At 33.2% G+C, this 19,554-nt stretch carries 19 protein-coding genes; 7 read left to right on the top strand and 12 right to left on the bottom strand.

The window, feature by feature from the left end; genetic code table 11:
* Positions 1 to 180 precede the first annotated feature (180 nt).
* Positions 181 to 642, bottom strand: coding sequence for a hypothetical protein (locus NBX25_RS13805; RefSeq protein WP_250254041.1), 462 nt, complete (start codon positions 640 to 642; stop codon positions 181 to 183).
* A gap of 216 nt (positions 643 to 858) precedes the next feature.
* Here NBX25_RS13805 and NBX25_RS13800 point away from each other — a divergent pair, with 216 nt between their 5' ends.
* The 5 genes from NBX25_RS13800 to NBX25_RS13780 all read left to right on the top strand — a co-directional run bounded on the left by NBX25_RS13800 (position 859) and on the right by NBX25_RS13780 (position 7,710).
* On the top strand, positions 859 to 2,865 hold the full coding sequence (locus NBX25_RS13800) for a sensor histidine kinase (protein WP_250254040.1): 2,007 nt from the start codon (positions 859 to 861) through the stop codon (positions 2,863 to 2,865).
* Between the two features lie 3 nt (positions 2,866 to 2,868).
* Positions 2,869 to 3,606: a LytR/AlgR family response regulator transcription factor gene (locus tag NBX25_RS13795; protein ID WP_123911340.1), complete on the top strand. Its 738-nt coding sequence runs from the start codon at positions 2,869 to 2,871 to the stop codon at positions 3,604 to 3,606.
* A gap of 119 nt (positions 3,607 to 3,725) precedes the next feature.
* Positions 3,726 to 4,055, top strand: coding sequence for a DUF4870 domain-containing protein (locus NBX25_RS13790; protein ID WP_250254039.1), 330 nt, complete (start codon positions 3,726 to 3,728; stop codon positions 4,053 to 4,055).
* A gap of 72 nt (positions 4,056 to 4,127) precedes the next feature.
* Positions 4,128 to 4,871 (top strand): hypothetical protein, encoded by a 744-nt coding sequence (locus tag NBX25_RS13785; RefSeq protein ID WP_250254038.1) that lies wholly within the window; start codon positions 4,128 to 4,130, stop codon positions 4,869 to 4,871.
* Between the two features lie 640 nt (positions 4,872 to 5,511).
* The gene (locus NBX25_RS13780) at positions 5,512 to 7,710 is read left to right on the top strand and encodes a B12-binding domain-containing radical SAM protein (protein WP_123911337.1); all 2,199 of its coding nucleotides are present in this window, start codon (positions 5,512 to 5,514) and stop codon (positions 7,708 to 7,710) included.
* Positions 7,711 to 8,058: 348 nt separating this feature from the next.
* Here the strand turns inward: NBX25_RS13780 and NBX25_RS13775 are convergent, their stop codons facing one another.
* From NBX25_RS13775 to NBX25_RS13760, 4 genes are all read right to left on the bottom strand, one after another.
* Positions 8,059 to 8,877, bottom strand: a complete 819-nt coding sequence (locus NBX25_RS13775) for a hypothetical protein (RefSeq protein WP_250254037.1) — start codon at positions 8,875 to 8,877, stop codon at positions 8,059 to 8,061.
* Between the two features lie 85 nt (positions 8,878 to 8,962).
* A complete protein-coding gene (locus tag NBX25_RS13770; protein ID WP_123911335.1) occupies positions 8,963 to 9,244 on the bottom strand; it encodes a FoF1 ATP synthase subunit delta/epsilon in 282 nt (93 codons plus the stop codon).
* Positions 9,245 to 9,341: 97 nt separating this feature from the next.
* A complete protein-coding gene (atpD, locus tag NBX25_RS13765; RefSeq protein ID WP_123911334.1) occupies positions 9,342 to 10,850 on the bottom strand; it encodes a F0F1 ATP synthase subunit beta in 1,509 nt (502 codons plus the stop codon).
* A 178-nt stretch (positions 10,851 to 11,028) separates the two neighbouring features.
* Positions 11,029 to 11,823, bottom strand: coding sequence for a T9SS-dependent choice-of-anchor J family protein (locus tag NBX25_RS13760; RefSeq protein WP_123911333.1), 795 nt, complete (start codon positions 11,821 to 11,823; stop codon positions 11,029 to 11,031).
* Positions 11,824 to 11,994: 171 nt separating this feature from the next.
* On the opposite strand from NBX25_RS13760, the gene NBX25_RS13755 reads away from it, so the two are divergent.
* Positions 11,995 to 12,915 carry a bifunctional riboflavin kinase/FAD synthetase gene (locus tag NBX25_RS13755; RefSeq protein WP_123911867.1) on the top strand — a complete coding sequence of 307 codons (921 nt, stop codon included), beginning with the start codon at positions 11,995 to 11,997 and terminating at the stop codon, positions 12,913 to 12,915.
* 43 nt (positions 12,916 to 12,958) lie between these two features.
* On the opposite strand, the gene NBX25_RS13750 is transcribed toward NBX25_RS13755, so the two are convergent.
* Together NBX25_RS13750 and NBX25_RS13745 are read right to left on the bottom strand one after the other, a co-directional pair.
* On the bottom strand, positions 12,959 to 13,441 hold the full coding sequence (locus tag NBX25_RS13750; protein WP_185145574.1) for a hypothetical protein: 483 nt from the start codon (positions 13,439 to 13,441) through the stop codon (positions 12,959 to 12,961).
* Between the two features lie 100 nt (positions 13,442 to 13,541).
* Complete coding sequence (locus NBX25_RS13745) at positions 13,542 to 13,895, bottom strand: MmcQ/YjbR family DNA-binding protein (RefSeq protein ID WP_250254036.1); 354 nt, start codon at positions 13,893 to 13,895, stop codon at positions 13,542 to 13,544.
* 203 nt (positions 13,896 to 14,098) lie between these two features.
* On the opposite strand from NBX25_RS13745, the gene NBX25_RS13740 reads away from it, so the two are divergent.
* Positions 14,099 to 14,758, top strand: a complete 660-nt coding sequence (locus NBX25_RS13740) for an NAD(P)H-binding protein (protein WP_123911331.1) — start codon at positions 14,099 to 14,101, stop codon at positions 14,756 to 14,758.
* 134 nt (positions 14,759 to 14,892) lie between these two features.
* Here the strand turns inward: NBX25_RS13740 and NBX25_RS13735 are convergent, their stop codons facing one another.
* The 5 genes from NBX25_RS13735 to NBX25_RS13715 form a co-directional block, all read right to left on the bottom strand.
* Positions 14,893 to 15,408 (bottom strand): VOC family protein, encoded by a 516-nt coding sequence (locus tag NBX25_RS13735; protein ID WP_349815579.1) that lies wholly within the window; start codon positions 15,406 to 15,408, stop codon positions 14,893 to 14,895.
* Positions 15,409 to 15,481: 73 nt separating this feature from the next.
* Positions 15,482 to 16,057, bottom strand: coding sequence for a glutathione peroxidase (locus tag NBX25_RS13730; RefSeq protein WP_123911330.1), 576 nt, complete (start codon positions 16,055 to 16,057; stop codon positions 15,482 to 15,484).
* Between the two features lie 36 nt (positions 16,058 to 16,093).
* Positions 16,094 to 16,759, bottom strand: coding sequence for a histidine kinase (locus NBX25_RS13725; protein ID WP_123911329.1), 666 nt, complete (start codon positions 16,757 to 16,759; stop codon positions 16,094 to 16,096).
* A gap of 338 nt (positions 16,760 to 17,097) precedes the next feature.
* Positions 17,098 to 17,820 (bottom strand): 3-deoxy-manno-octulosonate cytidylyltransferase, encoded by a 723-nt coding sequence (gene kdsB / locus NBX25_RS13720; protein ID WP_123911328.1) that lies wholly within the window; start codon positions 17,818 to 17,820, stop codon positions 17,098 to 17,100.
* Positions 17,821 to 18,054: 234 nt separating this feature from the next.
* The gene (locus NBX25_RS13715; RefSeq protein ID WP_250254034.1) at positions 18,055 to 19,041 is read right to left on the bottom strand and encodes a phosphatase PAP2 family protein; all 987 of its coding nucleotides are present in this window, start codon (positions 19,039 to 19,041) and stop codon (positions 18,055 to 18,057) included.
* Positions 19,042 to 19,554 lie beyond the last annotated feature (513 nt).

Genomic DNA, 19,554 nt, shown 5'->3' with positions numbered 1-19,554 from the left:
CATTCATTGCTGTAAAAGCTTTTCCTATTTTAGGATACCATTCTAAAGATTCTCTAAAGAGATTCCAATCGTAAAGAAAGTTCAGGAAATGCATATTTACTATCTTTACACTACAGATATCCCATTTCAGGATTGTTGATGCATTAAGTATATTGTGTTTTTTTTCATCATTTGTGAGGTTTAATGTTCTATTTTCAACCCATCAATAGTAATAACATTACAGCTTAGATTCATGAACATCCCACTGTACTCTCCCATCGCCTGATCATTCATAATATCCATTGTGGCCGATTGAAAATCAATTTTTCGGGAAGGTAATTTCCCATAAGTATCTGTTACTGTAATCTGACCATCCAAACCTGCTTTGTTTTGGATAAATGCTCTTAAAAAAGGAATATCCTGTTTTTCAAAATCCAATGATATATAAAATGCTTTAGTCTCCCCTGATTTATTATTCTCAGGGGTTAATAAAGTTCTGTTATAGGATATGGTATAGGATTTAATAACAGAAACAATCTGATTTTTTCCATCTTTCACAGATACTTGAATTTTCATCCGCTTTTCATCTGTCTGCTGGGAAAGCAGCATTTTGGCAGGAAAAAATAAAATAAGGAAAGTCAGGAATTTATATATAGTTTTCATGGCTATTGCACTAATATTCTATGCAAGATTAAATATTCGAATGACTATTTGCCAGCATCAATTGGTATATATACATTTTGAATTGGTATTTGGTAAAAAACTGGTGACAATGTGCTTAATTAGGTTCAAATTTTCCCTTAAAATCAGCATTTTAAAACCAGTGCTATTTTGTTAATCCTTCCACAATGTATAATTTAGCCCAATCTATCAACTGAAATGATCAAAAAAAACGACATAACCCAACTTCTATTTTGCTTTATATTTTGCTGGATTTCCTGTGGCTCCATAAAAGCTCAGCAAGTATCTTCTGCCGAACATGCAGCCAGTGAAGGATATTCCAAAAGGTTTACTGATTCGTCAGCAAGTCTCAAAATGCAGATGGCAGCTCTTCAAGTTTCTCAAAAAACAGGAAATAAAGAAGATGAAGCGATTTGTAATGCTTATCTTGCTTTCACCCATAAACGTCTTCTTCATCTCAAGGAATTCACAAAATACACAGAAAGGTCCTATGACATTGCCAAGTCTTTAAAAAGTGATCGTGCAAAAGCTTTTGCTAATGCTGCGATGGGATATCTCAAATCATATACTGATGATAAGTCACAGGCTCTTACTTATTTTTTGAAAGCTTATACTTTATTTAATACAATGCAGAGCTATGACCAATCTGCTAAACTCGGTGCGGATATCTCTTACCTCTTTTCACCAGATTCTCCTGAAAAAGTTAAAAAATATGCTGATGAAGGACTTTCATTCGCGGAAAAATCTGGGAATCCTGAAAGTATTCTTCATGCAAGACTGGCGGTAGGAAATTATCTTTCTGATCTCATTGTTTCAGGAAACACCGGTCGTTGGCAGGATGCCATTTTGTTTTTTAAACAAACCATTGCTTTTATAGAAAAAAATGAAGCCAAAATAGACAGTAAAAGTAATATCGGAATTGCCTATATCAACCTTGCTGCTTTATACATGAATGGGCCTAAGCCAATTGATGAAAATTCATTTTTATCTGCATTGGAAAAAGCTTTACTTATTGGGAAACAGTATGGTATCAAAAGCGTATACCGAAGTTCTATGGGGTTACGCGGACAGTATTATGTATCAAAAGGAGAATATAGAACCGCAGAACATCTTTTTAAAGAAGGGATTACCTATCAACAGACTCTGCCCTACAAAGACAACTATCTTTTGGCAGCATTTTATGAATGTCTGAAAAATATTGCAGCAGAAGAAAAAGACTATAAAGCCTATCTTGAATACGATACATTTTTTATCAAATATAATAAACTAAAGTATGACGAATCAACTCAGCAGATCCTTCAGAATGCTGATGCCAAATATGAATCAGAAAAGAAAATAGTTCGTATTGAGCAGCTGGAGCAGGAAAATAAACTTCAGAAAAAAAATCAGTTATTAGGATATGGAATTTCCGCAGTGTTACTTGTGGGACTTGTCTTTATGTATCGGTCTTACTATTTCCGACAGCGTTATCATCAGAAAAGAGAAGATTTCCTTCAACAACAACAAACCAATAATGAACTTAAAATGGAACTTTTGGAAAAGGAAACATTGGAAAGCTTAGCGGAAAAACTATCTCTTGAAAGAAGACTGTTACAATCTCAGATGGATCCGCATTTCATCTTTAATGCATTAGGAAATATTCAGGGAATGATTCTCAGAAAAGATACAGATCTTGCAGTATTGTATCTTGGAAAATTTGCCAAACTCAGTCGAAGAGTACTAGAACAATCCCGCATGGAAACGATTACTCTTGAAGAAGAAATACATACGTTGGAAAACTATATTGAACTTCAGCAGCTTCGTTTAAATCGAAGTTTTGATTACCAAATACAATGTGAAGAATCTGTAGATCAGCAGCTTCATATTCCCCCACTTTTAATACAGCCATTCGTTGAAAACGCCATTGAGCATGGATTAAAACCTTTAGAAGCCTTCCAAAAAGGAGTATTATTCATTAATTTTGAAGAAAAACCGGAAGAAAACCTTCTCATTTGCACCATTAGGGATAATGGAATCGGACTTACCGCTTCCAGAAAGCAGAAAACAGATGATTCTCATCGTTCTCTTTCGACTAAGATTACGGATGAGAGATTGCTTCTTATGCTTAAAGATAATTCAAGGGCAAAACTTGAAGTAAGGGAAATGACCATTGATAAAGATGGTCAGCAAGGCTGTATGGTAACATTATTTATTCCAATATTATAAAATATGTACAAAACAATAATCATAGAAGACGAATATCACTTACGGGAAGCTTTGTCCATTATGTTGGAAATGATTGCCCCGGATAAAATCCAGATCATAGGCTATGCTGAAAGTGCTGATGAAGCAGCAAAACTTATTAACAGGCTACAGCCTGATCTTGTTTTTATGGATATTATGTTAAAAAATGGAACAGGATTCGAGGTCCTTCAACAGATTTCTTACCGGAAATTTCATTTGATTTTTACAACGGCTTATGAAGAATACGCTATTCGGGCATTCAAATTCAGCGCTTTGGATTATTTACTAAAACCTATTGATGCTGAGGAACTTGAAATAGCAATTAACAGAATTTCAGGAATAAAGGAACGTTTTCTTGAAGAACAACAGGTACATGAACTCAGTCATAATATGCACAGAACTCCCCAAAGAATCATTCTCCCTACCCAGGAAGCAATGCATGTGGTAAAGATCAACCAGATTATGCATTGTGAAACTTCCGGTTCCTATACTACTTTCTACCTAAATGATGGAAAGAAAATCATGATTTCCAAACCTCTTAAAAACTATGAAAGTATTCTCCTTCCGCCTGATTTTTTCCGGGTACATCAGTCTTTTCTAATTAATACCAATTATATTGTAAGTTATTCCAGAGAAGGGATGGTTGAAATGGAAAACGGAGCCAGTATTCCGATATCAAGGGCAAAGAAAGAAGCTTTTTTTAAACTGATGAAGGAAGAATAAAATTACAGGAATATCATTTTTTGCCAAGATCTACTGAATACCAATTGAAAGTTGCCATTAACCAATCAGTTATTGATAGATGAAATCTACTGTTCTACCTTTGACAAAAAATATTCAATATGAACAGTAAAACAATTTCTATTTTAAGTTATGTAACAATTATCGGATGGATCATTGCTTATGTTAAAAGCAAAGACTTGCATGCTAAAAATGACCTGGCTAACTATCATTTGGAACAAGGGCTAGGATTCTTCTTATTAACTGTCGTTATCAATGTTCTTCTTTCCATCGTAATCCCTATTCTTCCTGCCTTATCTTTTTTAAATTATATAGGATTGATTTTATTAATCTTATGGGTATTTGGGATTATTAATGCTGCCAATGAACAGAAAAAACCTATTCCGGTGATCGGAAAAATGTTTGAGAATAAATTTGGCTTTTTAGCATAATAAAACTTATCTCCTTATATTGCATCTATCCTATTTTCTCTACAATAAGTAGATGCAATAGGGTTAAAGTTTATGAAAGAATTACAACAACTCACAAAAGATCAATTATATACCCGACTTAAAAATCACTCAGAAAGTTTTTATTCTACAGTTTCATCAACATTGGATTTCACTTTTTTCGAAGATCACTCTTTAGAGGAAGAAGATCTTTCAGAATTTATTGAAATGTTGGATGAGGAAACTGCGGAAAAGGTAAAAGCAGCTTCTTTAGATTCCAATAATGATGATGGTACGCCTACGATTATCCTTGCAGAAAACGAAGAACCGAACACTCTTGATTTAACTACAGAAGACGGAGAAGGATATAAAATCATCTTATCCGAGCAAGACATTGACCTTTCCGAAGATCTTTTTGTGGAGGATTATGTTGTACTTATTGTTATCGGAAATATACAGGCCAAAAATATCATTGTTAATGGTTGTCTTTATTGTTCAGGAAATATTTCCTGTAATATTTTGTTTGGAGCATCCGGCAACGATAATGAAACGTATAGTAATGGAAATATAACCAGTTCCCTTATTGCAGAAAACGGACATTATACTGTTGCAGAAGGCAGTATACATTCAACATATTTAATAAGTCTTCACAATGTAATTGAGGGAAAAACAGGCAGATTTATAGAAAATATAAGTTTAGATGGTTCTCATGAAGCCGAATTTTTACATCCTGAGCTTATAGATGAAAATGGATATTTTGACGAAGAATCTTTTCTTAATTTCATCAGTAATCATGCTGTTGATACTGTATTTAAATAGCTATAATTTATTTTTAAACGCCAAACTAACGTTTTATTTTAGAGAGCTAAGGAACCGACTTCGTCGTTGAAGCTGTGTGGGTATGCGCTCGCTTAATAAGAATCAATTTCATTGATTCCATCTTTTGCTTTCTTGAAATATTCAACTTAATTATAAAAAAACTTTGCGTTAAAAATAGTAGATATTTATTTTTAAACGCAAAGCTAAAATTATTCTAATATCTTATTTTAGGGAGCTAAGGAGCTGACTTCGTCATTGAAGAAGCTTTATGGCTATGCGCTCGCTTAATAAGAATCAATTTCATTGATTCCATCTTTTGCTCCCTTAAAATATCCAACTTAATAATAAAAACTTTGCGTCAAAACAAAATTCAAAATATCTACCCATCCTTTTACCTTATTGAAGTTCTAAAAAACTACACTATTTAATTCGTGCATTCGTGGCATAAATTTTTAAGCCACAAATGCAAAAAATTTTCTTTTTTTGGTAATACTATAAAACTATACGATGATCTACGAAATCAGTGAGATCTCCGAGAAAATAATTCAAAGCATACAGGTATTATTTCAACCCTGTTTATAATCAGAGCAAAAAATTTTTTTCTAAAAAAACTTTAGAATAACTTTGCAAAAAATTTCTGTTGAAAGACCTACTTCTTATTACTCCGCCTTTTACCCAACTTAACACTCCTTATCCGGCAACTGCTTATATTAAAGGATTTTTAAATACCAAAAATATTTCCAGTTATCAGATTGATTTAGGAATAGATGTTATTTTGGAATTATTTTCAAAAGGTGGATTACAAAAGGTTTTCAATAAAGAAATTGATATTCATAATGCTTCTGAAAACGCTCAGAGAATCTATGCATTAAGAGAAGAATATTTAAAAACCATCGATCAGGTTATTCCTTTTTTACAAGGGAAAACGCCAACATTGGCGAGGCAGATCTGCAGCATGAACTTTCTCCCGGAAGCTTCCCGTTTCAACCAATTGGATGATATGGAATTTGCCTTCGGAAACATGGGTTTACAAGATAAAGCTAAACATTTGGCGACTTTATATCTGGAGGACATTTCAGATTATATCGTTGAAAATATTGATGCTGACTTCGGTTTCAGCAGATATGCTGAGCGTCTTGGAAAGAGCGCCAATTCTTTTGATGAATTGTATTCAAAATTATCCGATCAGCAAACATTTATCGATGATTTTACTTTAACAATTCTTCAGAAAAAAATAAAAGAAGTTCAGCCTAAATTGGTTTGTTTTTCTATTCCTTTTCCTGGAAACTTATATTCGGCTTTCAAATCCGCACAATTTATCAAGAGAAATTACCCGCATATTAAAATCGCAATGGGCGGAGGTTTTCCCAACACAGAATTAAGAGAAATAAAAGATCAAAGAGTATTTGAATTCTTTGATTTTATTACTCTTGATGATGGTGAAATTCCTCTTGAGCTTCTATGTGAAAATGTTTTTGGTCATTCTGGGCAAAGTGAAGAATCTCAATATAAAAGGACTTTTTTAATTGAAAATCAGGAAGTCGTTTATAAGAACAATTCCAAAAGGCACGACTATAAGCAGTCGGATATTGGAACTCCGGATTATACCGATTTAAAACTGGATCAATACATTTCTGTTATTGAAATAGCTAATCCAATGCACAGTTTATGGAGTGACGGAAGATGGAATAAACTAACGATGGCCCATGGATGTTATTGGGGGAAATGTACATTCTGTGATATCTCTTTAGATTACATTAAAATTTACGAACCTATCTCTGCCAAAATTCTGGTTGATAGAATGGAGGAACTCATTAAAACTACAGGAGAAACCGGTTTCCATTTTGTAGATGAAGCAGCACCTCCTGCCTTGATGAGAGAAGTAGCCCTTGAAATTTTAAGAAGAAATCTTGTCGTTACCTGGTGGACGAATATCCGTTTTGAGAAAAGTTTCACCCGTGATTTGTGTTATTTATTAAAACTTTCAGGTTGTGTCGCAGTTTCCGGTGGATTGGAAGTGGCAAGTGATCGCTTGTTGAAATTAATTGATAAAGGGATTTCTGTGGAACAAGTTGCAAAAGTGACAAGAAATTTTACAGAAGCCGGAATTATGATCCATGCTTATCTGATGTATGGCTACCCAACACAAACCATTCAGGAAACGATTGATTCTATGGAAATGATTCGTCAGTTATTTGAAATGGGAATTTTACAAAGTGGTTTTTGGCATCAGTTCGCAATGACTGCTCATTCACCAGTTGGACTAAATCCAGAAGAATTTGGAGTTACTCCCATCAAGCAGGAAATTCTATTTGCAAATAATGATATTGACTTTACAGACAAAACAGGGATCGATCATAATAAATTTAGTTCAGGTTTAAAAAAATCTTTATTCAATTATATGCACGGAGTTAATTTTGAACTTCCTCTTCAAGAGTGGTTTGATTTTAAAATTCCAAGAACAACAATTCATCCCGATTATATTCATGATAGCTTATTAGAAGATGAAGATTTTAAATTCAAAGGAAATTCAAAAATTGTCTTTTTAACTAAAAATGTAATCGCTGAGAATCGCATAAAAAATAAAAAGAAATATTCTGGTACATATACGCTTCTTACATTCCACCTAAAAACCAATATTGTTAAGGTGGAGATGGAACAGGACAAAGCAGAATGGCTGACGAGCATGTTGGAAGAATATTCAATAGATAATCAGAAAAAACCTACAGCTCAACAACTTAAGAATCATTTTGAAGAGAATTTTGAAGATTTCGAATTGTTCTGGTTCTCAAAACCAATGCAACAATTGAAGGAAAATGGAGTAATTTTGAGTTTGTAAAATTGCAGCAATTTTTCTCAGGGATTTTCTAAATAGCAGAATTTTCTAAATGCAAGGGTAAAAATAGGTTTTGGCTAAAGCCAATGGAATTCTCTTTTTATAATTTTATAATTAAACGGGCTAAAGCCCGTTTCTATTGAATAGCTTTATATCTGCTAAAAATAAAATGTCCATAATTTTTGCCATTCCGGCTTCTCTGATTATTATATCATATTTTATAAGAAAATTCGTGTATTCTTAGCATCTATTTTCTGCCGCGAATACACGAATAAAATATATATTAATAGATAAAATGAAACCTAAAAAAGCTTTTCCAAGGTTTTTTTATCTATATTTTTTTCAGTAGACTCAATTAGGGGTATCTTTCGTAACAGGTCCTACAGACACTTTTTCCTGAATTTTAATAAAATTCGGATCCATAATCGCCATACGTTCTGCAAGCGCTTTATAGGTTGGATATTTTAAAATAGATGCTCTGCCGGACATTTCTTTGAAAAGGGTAAAAGACTTTCCGCCAGCCGTTTTCAATTGTTTTGTTGTTGTAATATATTTCCCGATGAGTTTACTCTTTGCATCATAGATCTCAATATCAATAAAGCTTTTATCTATAATTTTATCATCTGAGCCAAAACTTACCGGTAAATTGGTAAAATATCCCACAGGAACACCATTACTGAGAATTTCACCTACCTTGTTTACTTCAAGATTCAGTTTATCGATCTTTTTTCTGATGGTATAGGCATCCTTCGTCTTACTGTCCAGTTTCCTTTTCGGCACATTTGAAAACAACTCATCCAGGGTCTTTACATTGATGCCTTTAGTATCTATAATTTTAAAGTCTTTCACGGAAGTATAAACCGCAGATTTTTCTTCCCCGGAAAACGCAGAAGGTGAAGAATAGTCGACCTCGATGGTTTTATCCCTGTTATATACCCTATTGATTTGTATATAACTGTCCCTCACAGAATCAACAATACTTTTATCAATAAATTTTATAGTGTACAAAGGCGTTTCCTTTAAGTCCATGAAAGTGTATTCATTGGACTTATTTGAAATTTTAGCCACCGGGATTCCGTCTAAATTGATAATTCCTCTTTTGGTTTTAATATTCTGAGCATTGAGGAATATACCCAAAATTGTAAAGAATATGATTATACTTTTCTTCATAGAACCAGATTTTTACATGAAATGAAATAAAAAAAGTGTAACCAAAGTTACACTTTTTTGAAAATATATTTAGCTTTTCATTTAATTATTCGCAAAGGATAATTCCTTTGTTATGATTAAATTCCACAACACCGCTTTTGATAGAATATGAAAAGATAGAATCTTTATCATTTTCCTTGGTAAGGTTTTTAGCATAAGCTTCATTTACAGAGTTTGTAAAAAGCTTCACTTTACCACCAACTAAAGAAGAAACGATTCCTGCGTGGTTTTTCATGATGTGGAATTCACCATTTTTTCCAGGCAATAATACTGAGTTTACTTCTCCTTCAAAAACTACGTATTCTGGTGTTAAAATTTTTATATTCATTTTAATTTAGATTAAAAGATTAAAAGATTGAAAGAATAAAAGATTTTGACATATTGAATGTCTCTCATCTCACGTCTAAGAATCTTATGTCTAATTATTAAGCGTTTTCAGCTAACATTTTTTGTCCAGCTTCGATAGCTTCCTCGATGGTTCCTTTCAAGTTGAAAGCAGCTTCTGGTAAGTGATCTAATTCACCATCCATAATCATGTTAAATCCTTTGATAGTATCTTTGATATCTACTAAAGATCCTGGAATACCTGTAAACTGTTCTGCTACGTGGAAAGGCTGAGATAAGAATCTCTGAACTTTTCTTGCACGGTAGACAACTGATTTATCTTCTTCAGAAAGTTCTTCCATACCAAGAATCGCGATGATATCCTGAAGTGACTTGTATCTTTGAAGAATTTCTTTTACTCTTTGAGCACAGTTATAGTGATCGTGACCGATAACTTCCGGAGATAAGATTCTTGAAGTAGAAGCTAGTGGATCTACCGCTGGGTAAATACCTAATGAAGCAATCTTTCTGTCAAGTACCGTAGTTGCATCCAAGTGAGCAAACGTTGTTGCAGGAGCTGGGTCAGTTAAGTCATCCGCAGGTACATATACTGCCTGTACTGAAGTAATTGAACCATTTTTAGTTGAAGTAATTCTTTCCTGCATCGCACCCATTTCAGAAGCAAGAGTTGGTTGGTAACCTACCGCTGATGGCATACGACCAAGAAGTGCAGACACCTCAGAACCAGCCTGTGTAAAACGGAAGATGTTGTCTACGAAGAAAAGTACATCTCTACCTTGCCCGCTTTCTCCACCATCTCTATAGTACTCAGCTAATGTAAGACCAGAAAGTGCTACTCTAGCTCTTGCACCTGGCGGCTCATTCATCTGTCCGAATACGAATGCAGCTTTAGATTCTTTCATAGCCTCTAGGTCTACTTTTGAAAGATCCCAACCTCCATTTTCCATAGAGTGCATGAAATCATCACCATACTTGATAATTCCTGATTCAAGCATCTCTCTCAAAAGGTCATTTCCTTCTCTCGTTCTTTCACCTACTCCGGCAAATACAGAAAGTCCTCCGTGTCCTTTTGCAATATTGTTAATCAACTCCTGAATCAATACAGTTTTACCTACACCAGCACCACCGAACAATCCAATTTTACCTCCTTTTGCATAAGGTTCAACTAAGTCGATTACTTTAATACCTGTAAATAAAACTTCTGCTGAAGTTGATAATTGATCAAATTTTGGAGCTGGTCTGTGAATTGGAAGACCACCATCCTTAGATATATTTTTAAGTCCGTCGATAGCATCACCAACAACGTTGAATAGTCTTCCGTTTACAGCCTCACCGATTGGCATAGTAATAGGATCTCCATATCCGATTACATCTTGACCTCTCTTAAGACCATCAGTAGCGTCCATTGCAATACATCTTACTGTATCTTCGCCAATATGTTGTTCTACCTCTAAAACTACTTTTTCACCGTTTTCTTTTGTAATTTCTAACGCGTCATAGATTGCTGGAACTGCTTCCACATCATTAAAGACAACGTCGATTACCGGACCAATAATTTGAGAAATTTTACCTTTAATTTGGTTTGCCATTGCTAAATTTTTTCTTGGTGCAAATATAGTGATTCTTCGTAAACACGCAATTGGTAAAAAAAAGATTTTTATCATGCTTTTTAATAAAAGAACCAAAGAAGAAAAACTCCTTTGGTTCTAACCTATCAATATTTTTTATTATTATTTAATTGCTTATTTCAGATAATCAATTAAATACTTATTTTTTTATAATCTTAACCACTTTTTGTGAACCATCTTTCATTTCCAACTTCAACATGTATATTCCGGAGCCAATCTCCTTTACATATAATTCTGATGAAGGCTTATCAAAAGTTTTTATCAATTTTCCAGAAATATCTGTAATTGAAATGGATCGTACATTTTCAATCTTATTAATACTGATTACCTCTGTAAATGGATTAGGATATATTTTTACTGCATTATTCCTATTTGTTACTTCTGCTGTACTTAGCTGCGAAGTCGTTACACTAATATCATCAACTTGCAAATAAAACTGATCAGCATCTGAGTAACAGTTAAATCCCATGTAATATGCTCCAGTAGTTTGAGGTATAAATGTTACGGTCTCCGTATGAATATCTTCATCCGCAATATCTGGATAATCTGCTAGTTGATTGGTCATTGAAGAGCTATTAGGATTCATTCCGTAAGCCACCTTTAGCTTTTCATCAAATCCGCTTCCTGAATAGGTGAATGTCAATTTATATTCTACTCCACTTACAAGATTCAGACCTGGGGTAAAAAACCAGGCATTAGCATCATTGGAGGAGTGATATTTATAGGTTAATGCCTTACTGTCAATACCGGTAAAGGCATTCTGTCTGGTAGTCCAGTCATTCCCTGAACCTGCATTTTCTATGGTAGAACAAGTGGGCAATGCCGGCGTTGTTACACTTTCAAAATCTTCAGTATAGGGTAAATTCAAAGGATTGCACTGTGCACTTATTTGAATTCCTAAAACAACTGCACCAATAAATAGTTTTTTATTCATAATATTTTCTTTCTAAAATACAAAAACAATCAATATAATACAATTTTAAATGAGAATAAATCAATGAAAATAATAAAACCATTTAAATATAAATAATATTTCAAATAATTAAATTATATCATTATGAATAATTTTAAAGGCTTTATATTTGCAAATCAAATTTTTTCCGTTTTGAAAGTTTTCAAGAATTTTAAAGATTATTCCTCTCAAAAGCCTTTAGCATTGTCTTTAGGGATGTTTGACGGGGTACATCTTGGACATAAAAGTATTATTGATGAGCTCATTAAGGTAGGAACAGAAAACAATCTGGAAACTGCTATTCTTACTTTCTGGCCACATCCGAGATTTGTTTTTAATCCCAATGAAGATTTAAAACTTCTGAATACCATAGAGGAAAAACAAGAACGTATTGAAAAATACAGCATTGATAATTTGTTTCTGAAGGAATTTGATGAAGAATTCAGAAATCTTACCGGAGAAGAATTTGTACGTCAGATCTTGATTGATAAACTTAATGTAAAATATCTTATTATAGGATACGATCATTCTTTCGGAAAAAATAAAAGCGGAAATTTTGAACTTCTTCAAAAGCTGTCTAAAGAACTTGATTTTGAAGTGGAACAGATGGAAGCCATTAATATTCATGAGAATAACATCAGTTCAACCAAAGTTCGTAATGCACTTTTAACTGGCAATATTAAAGAGGCCAATGAAATGTTGGGATACTCCTACCCTGTTTCCGGAACGGTGGTTCATGGAAAAAAAATTGGAAGAACTATTGGATATCCAACGGCCAATATTGATACGGAATCCATTAAACTTTTGCCTAAAAAAGGAGCTTATATTGTTGAAGTGGAAATAAAAGGTCAACAATACAAAGGAATGCTGAGCATTGGAACAAATCCTACGGTCAATGGAGAAAAACTAACCGTTGAAGTATATATCCTTGATTTTGATAAAGATATTTATAATGAAAAGATCACTGTGAGATTCAGAGACTTTCTTCATGATGAAATCAAGTTTGAAGGATTAGAGAAACTTATTGAACGGCTTGATGAAGATAAGCGACTAACAGAAGAATTTAATTTTTAAGATACAAAAAAGGCTATTCATCACTGAATAGCCTTTTAATTTTTTATTTCAAAATCTTTACGTAGATCTTTTGGGTGTCACTATTTAATTTCACATTAGGAAACGCTTTATCGTGGTCAATAAAAATATCTCCTTTTTCGTTGGCTTTTCCGTTACCATCAGAATCCCATTCAGTAGCAATATAATATTTTACTCCATTCGTAGGTTTTGGATTGATCTTGCTTTCCGCATCCTGTGGTACTGATAGTTCAATGGTAAAAGGAATTGTTTTTCCTTCAAATTCTTGTTCGGTAATTAATGTTGCAGGGGCATCTTGAAGGCCTTCACTCACTCCGTATAGACTTACTTTAAGCTTTGGATTTTTAATTGTGAATTTCTCTGTCCCTGTAAATTCAATCTTAAGATTTTCTGATTTCACACTCTCGGTACTTTCAGGAGTAGCTGGCTGCTCTTTTTTCTCTGTTTTATTACAACTTGATAATGTTAAGGCACCGGCTGCCATGAATAATAAAAGGTAGTTTCTCATATGTTCTTATTTTAATTAATTTCAGTTTAATATTTCACAGATACTTGATAACAAAATCCGTACCTGAATCAATTTTACTTTACATCAGGAATTAAAATTTTTAAGAATTATTAATGGTATGCTGTACTTTTTTGGTAAGCGACTTAAACACTAAATCGTAAGAATGATCTATTAATTTTAAAATTAAATCTCTTTTTAATCCATCCAAATACACTGAGTTCCAATGGGTTTTATTCATATGATATGCTCCCGTAATCTGAGGATATTGCTCCCGAAGTTCCGCACTCCATTCCGGATCTGTCTTTACATTGATCGACAATGGCTGCCTTTCAAGACCCATCAACAGAAACATTTTGGTATCCACCTTCAATACAAGGGTTTCATTATCAAATGGAAAACTTTCTGTAACCGCTTTTTTAGTAAGACAATAATCTAATATTTCGTTGGCATCCATAGATTTATAAGTAATGAGTAATAGGTAATTAGTAATATGATTAATGATAATTGAGTTTTTAAAATACAATCAGATGTTTAAGGTATTCTTTTATCTTTTATCTTTTATCTTTTATCTTTTATCTTTTATCTTTTATCTTTTATCTTTTATTCAAATTTAGTAAATTTAAGAAAGAAAATACCATTATATCAAACCCGATTGTTATGAAAGCTTTAGTAATAGGTGCCACAGGCGCTACAGGAAAAGACTTGGTGAATCAGCTACTTAATGACAAGGCTTTTGAAGAAGTCGATATTTTTGTAAGAAAACCGGTTGACATTAAGAATGAAAAGCTAAAAGTTCATATTGTAAATTTTGAAAATCCTGGAGAATGGAAAGGAATGGTGAAAGGAGATGTTGCATTTTCATGTCTGGGAACAACTTTGAAAGATGCTGGAAGCAAGGAAGCTCAGAAAAAAGTAGATTTTGATTACCAATATGAATTTGCCAAAGCAGCCAGAGAGAATGATGTAGAGGATTATATCCTGGTTTCTGCTTATGGAGCCAATCCAAAATCTAAGATTTTCTATTCTAAAATGAAAGGTGAGCTGGAAGAAGCTGTAAAACAATTACATTTCAATAAAATCACCATTTTTAAACCTGGAATGCTGGAGCGAAAAAGTTCTGAGAGAACCGGTGAAGTTCTGGGCAGCAGGATTATAAAATTTGCTAATAAATTAGGCTTATTCGAAAGTCAAAAGCCTTTACCTACAGATATTCTAGCAAAGGCAATGATTAATTCTTCTAAGATAAAAAGTAATGGATATTCCAGTATTAAACTGGGTAATATTTTTTGTTTTGCGGAAAAGGGTATTGATGGATGATAAAATATTATACTAAAAAACCTGTGTAAATCCGTGCAATCTGTGGTAATTTTTATTTAACCATAGATTTTCGCAGATTGGCACAGATGCTTTGATTTAGTTTGTTTTTTTAAGATTCGGAACAAAAATATAATTTATTTTGTGGTCTTACTTCCAATGCTTTGTCCTAATTTCTCATATTCATTATCATTAGGTTCCCAAAGCTCTATTTTATTTCCCTCAATATCCATTATATGAACAAACTTTCCGTAATCATAGGTTTCAATTTTGTCCAGAATGGTTACGTTTTCTTTTTTTAACTGCTCAACCAACTTTTCAAGATCGTGAACCCGATAATTAATCATAAAATCTTTTTCTGAAGGTTGGAAATATTTTGTTTTTTCACTGAAAGGACTCCATTGGCTGAAACCTTTTTTAGAATTATCTGCTCCTTGATACCATTCAAAGACAGATCCATATTCATTGACTTCAAAACCTAAATGTTCTTTATACCATTCTCTCATTTTTTTGGGATCTTTGGATTTAAAAAAGATTCCACCTATCCCTGTTACTCTTTTCAGAGCGTCAGATTCTTTTTCTGTCACTGCTTTAAAGGCAAATCCTGATAAAAAAGCTGCCAGAATGCAAACTGCAAAAAATATTTTTTTCATGAGTTATTGTTTATTTTAAAATAAAAAAAGTGGATGTAATCATCCACTTTGTAAAAATATACTTTTTTATTTCTTATTTCAAATATTTTGTAATTGACTCACTTGTAGGTTTTGTAGTACTTACAAAACTATCAATCAGCTTTCCATTCTCATCAACCAGGAATTTGGTAAAGTTCCAAAGGATAGCTGTATTTTTTACTCCGTTCAACTCCTGTTCTGTTAAATATTTAAAGATAGGTGCCGTATCATCTCCTTTTACAGAAACTTTCGCTGCCATAGGAAATGTCACACCATAGTTTTTCTGGCAAAATGTTCCGATTTCAGCATTGGTTCCAGGTTCCTGTCCGCCAAAATTATTGGCTGGGAAGCCTACGATTACCAGTTTGTCCTTGTATTCTTCATATAGTTTTTCAAGGTCTGCATACTGAGGAGTAAAACCACACTCAGAAGCTGTATTCACGATCAGAATTTTCTTTCCTTTGAAATCTGCAAAGTTGATCTCCTTACCATCAAGGCTTTCAACTTTAAAGTCATATATTGTTTTTCCCATAAGTTCTTTGGTTTTAGCTTGAGAAATTTCACTTTTTTGATTGGTGCAGCTTTGCAGAAACGCAATAAAAGAAAGCAGCATTAAAAAAATATTTTTCATTTCTTATAAATTTAAGCAACCGAAGCTGCAGATGAATTAAAACTTAAAAATATTGGCAGGAAAGACCTTGTTGATATCTATTCTGTTAAGAAGCATCACATAGTCTCCATCTTTTTTAGGACTTGAAGATTCTATTCTGAAAGGCATCGTAAGGTTTCCTACTTTTTTATAATCGGAATATACTACCGTTTCTTCTTTTTTAATCTCCTTTAAAAGCATGTAAGTTGTTGTATCAAAATAATACATATTCTTATTCACATTCTTTGTTAGTTCCACTTTATGACAATAAATCTCACCTACTTTTTCTTTTCCAAGATATTTAGCATCAAAGCCTTTATTTTCCCAGTCAATAAAATCATTATCAAAGTTTTCCGGTACATATTCCGGATATACCTGAAGTTTATTGGCGGCATAGTTCATCGCATAACCTTTGTTTCCGTCAAAACCTTCAATTGCAGTTTCTTTTCCTCCAATTACAATAATCGTTTTGGTAAGATTAGGGCGCTGTTGATATATTTTTATAGGATACTCATCCTTAATTCCCAATACCACTTTTCCTTGCAGCAATACGGAGTTTAAAAGCTTCCAATTGGTTAAACCTCCGGATAATTCAATATTTTTATCTATAATTTCCTTTGCGGTTTGAGCATAGTACAATGAACTCGTAACGGTAAAAAGGAGTAAGTATATTATTTTTTTCATTTAATTTTATTAAAATAGTTATTTAAAGAAGAATTAAAAATCAAGTCTACCTTGCTATTTTTATTTTGAGGAACATGATTTTCATTTATATATTTAAAATCATTCCCGGATCTTCTTTAAAACCTAACGTTTTTGTAAGATATAATATTTTATTTTCAAATTTTACAGGTGACAATTTGAGATTTCAAAACTGAACCGTAAAATAATACTTATAAAATAAGACCTTTATCAAAAACTTATTTATCAATTCAAATATAAGGGGAATTGGGATAAAAAGCAAAAAGACTGAGAAAGTATGAGTCGTATTATTATTCTCAAGTTCTCTCGCGTTTTTCAAATTAAATCAGCTTTCTTGCTTTTTCCAGGTCTTCCGGTGTATCGATGCCTACTCCAACGAAATTGGTTTCTATCATTTTGATTTTCATTCCATATTCCAGGTAGCGGATGCATTCGATCTTTTCGGATATCTCCAGGGGTTTCATTTCAAGTTTAGAAAATTGTAATAAAGCTTCTTTTCTGAATGCATACACTCCAATATGCTTAAAGTAGCTCACATCATAAGAAACTTCTCTGTGAAAAGGAATTGCGGAACGGCTAAAATATAAGGCAAAACCGTTATTATCCGTTATTACTTTTACATTATTCGGGTTTTCTATTTCTGTTTTTTCGGACAATTTTATTTTAAGGGAAGCCAGGGAAATCTCCTGTTGATCGTCTTGCTTAAAAACTTCAATCAACTGCTTCAAAGGTTCCAGTTTAAGGAATGGTTCATCTCCCTGAACATTAATAACGATGTCACAATCTATATTTTGTACAGCTTCAGCAATACGGTCACTTCCTGTTTCATGCTGTCCTGTCATTACAGCTTTTCCTCCATTCTTAGTGATTTCATTCAGGATAATTTCAGAATCAGTTGCTACAAATACTTCATCAAACAGTCCTGTTTCCACAACATTTTGATAAGTAGTAGTAATAACAGTTTTTTCTCCCAGAATCTGCATCAGTTTTCCCGGAAAACGGCTTGCTTCATAGCGCGCAGGGATAACAGCGATTATTTTCATTCAGTAAATATTAATTAAGTCTTTTCAAGCCAATATCTCCAAAAAAATGAATGATATGGCTTATTCAGACCAAAAATAGTGAAAACTATTTTAGTTTGTTCTATAAAATGTGGTATTCTAACCAAATTATCTATTAAACGCTATAATTTTATCTCTTTTAAAAAAACAAAATTCCCACATTCTTATTGAAGATGTGGGAATCGGGTATAGATTTTTATTTAAATGAGTCAGTTGTTAAAAAGATAGCTTTACGCCTACCATATTGTATTCCCATTGGCGGGATGCCATAAGGTCAAATTTATATTTTGTTTTTCCTATTGTTCCTTCTGAGGTTGTATACCTGCTTTTTGAAATGGTTTTTCCAATAAAATATCCCATTAATAATGCTAAAGGATAATCTGATGCCCAGTGAACTTTACTTTGCATCATCTGAAAACATAAAGCTCCGGCTAATGTATACCCTACAGGTTTTATCCATCGAGCATCCGGATAATTGTCTGCAATAACGGTGATCCCAGCCATAAAGGTTGTTAAGTGTCCGGATGGCATGGCATCATAATTAGAAGTATATTTTCCAAATGCTGAAAAACTTGGGAACGGATTCCATGCCCCTCCTTTATTTCCGTTTTCTTCGGCAATAAACGGACTTTCTCTTCCGGTGATTCTTTTGATCGTTTGGGTGAAAACTCCGGAAAGAATTAAACTTTCCATTAATCCACTCGCTGTTGCCTGTGCTCTATAATCATTTTTAATTAAACCATAGGCTCCGAAACCGATTCCAAGAAATACTAATGTAGATCCATTTCCTATAAGATACAATGTAGATCCGATATCTTTAGGAATTTTGAAAACACCACCCAATTTGGTATAGTTGTTATCTTTATTCATACCCCATCTTTCACCCAACTCTCTTGAGTTATCGATGAGTTTCTGATCAAAAGGCAAAAGGATCAGTGTTGAAGCAACGGCACCTCCTAAATAGTAGGCATGATCTTTTGCTACAAAATCTTTATTGGTATCAATAAAATTTCGCGGAAGCTTGGTTACAAAATCCAGAAGTTTAGGTTTTGGATATGTTCTGACAGAACCGTCTTTCAGAGTGTAAGTTTGTACTTTAGGTAAGTCTGGTACTGGCGACAGTTCCTTTACCTGTAACGTATCTACTTCTTGCGAACATACCAGTATAGACATTGGCAGCAGCAAAAATCTCAATTTTTTCATCGTTGTTGTTTTCAACCCTGTTTATTCTTAGCTTATAAAAGCCCCAAAGATAAATCCTTGTTGACTTTACTACAAAATGTTTACTTATTTTTTAATATTTATTTAATTTTTTTATAAAATACCCATCTAATGTAGTTTATATAATTGATAAAGAAGATGATTCCATAGACCCAGAAAAATATAGAGAAATGAGTATAAAAAGCCGAGTCCAACGCTTTTAACCAGATCTCCTTTACATTTTCCAGCGTTTTTAAACACATAACAATGTTCGAAAAAAAATACAATCCTAACGTGATAAAAAGGAAAAATGCTCCTGCCAGAATAGAGGTTGATAAGATAGAATTTTGAAATAAAGATCGGTGATCTTCTTTTCCGGAAAGCCAAACATTGATAATCACTACTATGATAATAGCCAGTGTAGAATAAAATAAATATTTTGTTTCAATAAAGGGATTTTCTTGGAAATTTCATGAGTTATTAAACTATAAAAATGCTTCGACTCCGCTCAGCGTG

The sequence above is a fragment of the Chryseobacterium sp. Marseille-Q3244 genome (assembly GCF_940807095.1).
Taxonomy (GTDB): domain Bacteria; phylum Bacteroidota; class Bacteroidia; order Flavobacteriales; family Weeksellaceae; genus Chryseobacterium.
The sequence above is the reverse complement of the archived record's forward strand: the minus strand, read 5'-3'. Positions and strand labels throughout refer to the sequence as shown.

Excerpts from the sequence above, each read along its gene's own strand:
- NBX25_RS13735 (WP_349815579.1), bottom strand. The coding sequence starts at position 15,408 with ATGAAAAAAATATTTTTTGCAGTTTGCATTCTGGCAGCTTTTTTATCA.
- NBX25_RS13760 (WP_123911333.1), bottom strand. The coding sequence starts at position 11,823 with ATGAATAAAAAACTATTTATTGGTGCAGTTGTTTTAGGAATTCAAATA.
- NBX25_RS13785 (WP_250254038.1), top strand. The coding sequence starts at position 4,128 with ATGAAAGAATTACAACAACTCACAAAAGATCAATTATATACCCGACTT.
- NBX25_RS13790 (WP_250254039.1), top strand. The coding sequence starts at position 3,726 with ATGAACAGTAAAACAATTTCTATTTTAAGTTATGTAACAATTATCGGA.
- NBX25_RS13740 (WP_123911331.1), top strand. The coding sequence starts at position 14,099 with ATGAAAGCTTTAGTAATAGGTGCCACAGGCGCTACAGGAAAAGACTTG.
- NBX25_RS13745 (WP_250254036.1), bottom strand. The coding sequence starts at position 13,895 with ATGGATGCCAACGAAATATTAGATTATTGTCTTACTAAAAAAGCGGTT.
- NBX25_RS13725 (WP_123911329.1), bottom strand. The coding sequence starts at position 16,759 with ATGAAAAAAATAATATACTTACTCCTTTTTACCGTTACGAGTTCATTG.
- NBX25_RS13775 (WP_250254037.1), bottom strand. The coding sequence starts at position 8,877 with ATGAAGAAAAGTATAATCATATTCTTTACAATTTTGGGTATATTCCTC.
- NBX25_RS13715 (WP_250254034.1), bottom strand. The coding sequence starts at position 19,041 with ATGAAAAAATTGAGATTTTTGCTGCTGCCAATGTCTATACTGGTATGT.
- kdsB (WP_123911328.1), bottom strand. The coding sequence starts at position 17,820 with ATGAAAATAATCGCTGTTATCCCTGCGCGCTATGAAGCAAGCCGTTTT.
- NBX25_RS13750 (WP_185145574.1), bottom strand. The coding sequence starts at position 13,441 with ATGAGAAACTACCTTTTATTATTCATGGCAGCCGGTGCCTTAACATTA.
- NBX25_RS13795 (WP_123911340.1), top strand. The coding sequence starts at position 2,869 with ATGTACAAAACAATAATCATAGAAGACGAATATCACTTACGGGAAGCT.
- NBX25_RS13800 (WP_250254040.1), top strand. The coding sequence starts at position 859 with ATGATCAAAAAAAACGACATAACCCAACTTCTATTTTGCTTTATATTT.
- NBX25_RS13730 (WP_123911330.1), bottom strand. The coding sequence starts at position 16,057 with ATGAAAAATATTTTTTTAATGCTGCTTTCTTTTATTGCGTTTCTGCAA.
- NBX25_RS13805 (WP_250254041.1), bottom strand. The coding sequence starts at position 642 with ATGAAAACTATATATAAATTCCTGACTTTCCTTATTTTATTTTTTCCT.
- atpD (WP_123911334.1), bottom strand. The coding sequence starts at position 10,850 with ATGGCAAACCAAATTAAAGGTAAAATTTCTCAAATTATTGGTCCGGTA.
- NBX25_RS13770 (WP_123911335.1), bottom strand. The coding sequence starts at position 9,244 with ATGAATATAAAAATTTTAACACCAGAATACGTAGTTTTTGAAGGAGAA.